A 1,390-nucleotide genomic window follows, 5' to 3' on the forward strand; every position below is an offset into this window, starting at 1 on the left:
TGTGGTGGCTTCGGTTGTTTAGACAGTTTTTTGCAAAATTAAGTAAGAAACTTTACCTTTTTAAGGTTTGTGCGCTACAACATTAATCATCTTCTCCCACAATTTAATTCAAATTTTACGTAGCTTGGAGTTTCAATGACCATGTTGGTTTTGCGCTTATTATTTTATCTTACTTTTTTCATTTTCACCTAATAAATTATTATACCATATGCCTCCGCTGGGGTCTTGTATTCTAAAGACTGATGTGGACGGTTTTTATTATAAAACTCAAAATATCTGGTAAGTCCTTGATAAACCTCAAGTCCGTTTTGATAATCTTTCAGATATACATCTTCATACTTGACTGACCTCCATAAACGCTCTACAAATATATTATCTGTTGCTCTTCCTTTTCCATCCATGCTAAAAGCAATATTTTTTTCTCTAACAAAATCTACAAACTTATTGCTTGTAAATTGTGATCCTTGATCTGTATTAAAAATTTCTGGAATACCTTTTAAAAATGCTTCTTTTACAGCTTCAATACAAAAATCAACATCTAGCGTATTTGAAAGGCGCCAAGAAAGAACATATCTACTGTACCAATCTATTACCGCTGTTAAATATAAAAATCCCTTCTTCATTGGTATGTACGTTATGTCCGTACTCCATACTTGATTACACTTATTTATCTGCAATCCCCTTAATAAATAGGGGTATATACGATGCTCAGCATTGGGTTTACTTAAGTTCGGTTTTTGATAGATGGCTTCAATACCCATTAATTTCATAAGCCCACTAATCCGTCTTCTACCTACTTTTAAACCCTGATTATGCAAACAAATAGTCATCTTTCTAGATCCATAAAAAGGATGCCTGGTATATTCTTCATCTATTAAGCGCATTATCTTAAGGTTGAACTCACTTTCTTCTCTTGGATGGTAATAATAGGTAGATCGCTCTATCCCCAGAAGTACGCATTGTCTTTCTACTGAAATCTCTTTTGATTGACGGTCAACTAAAGAGCGCTTTTCAAGCCTAGTCAGTATAGTTTTTTTTAAGCCAATCTAACTCAACCTTTAAACGACCGATCTGTTGATAAAGGTTGTCAACCAACTTTTGATCTGTCTTACTAACTTTATCCATGCTACTAAAAAGTACTGGTAAAGCTTCTATGAGATGCTTTTTCCATTGAGAAATTTGGGTTGGATGTACCGAATATTCTGTAGCAAGCTCATTAATGGTTTTGAACCCTTTAAATGCTTCTAATGCAACTTTTGCTTTGAACTCCGACGAGTGTCTTTTTCTTTTTGTGGACATAACTTTTCCTCTTTAATATTAAGTTCTTATTTTAAACTGAGGGAAAGTTTTTTACTTAAATTTTGTCTAAAAAAGCGGAGCCACTATACAA

At 33.5% G+C, this 1,390-nt stretch carries 1 protein-coding gene; it reads right to left on the minus strand.

The window, feature by feature from the left end; genetic code table 11:
* Positions 1-188: 188 nt before the first annotated feature.
* A protein-coding gene (locus DB41_RS03360) for an IS3 family transposase (protein WP_238578413.1) occupies positions 189-1,299 on the minus strand; the annotation gives its coding sequence in 2 pieces (ribosomal slippage) (positions 189-1,023 and positions 1,022-1,299; 1,113 coding nt in all).
* Between the last annotated feature and the right edge of the window lie 91 nt (positions 1,300-1,390).

This window comes from Neochlamydia sp. TUME1 (assembly GCF_000813645.1).
Classification (GTDB): domain Bacteria; phylum Chlamydiota; class Chlamydiia; order Chlamydiales; family Parachlamydiaceae; genus Neochlamydia.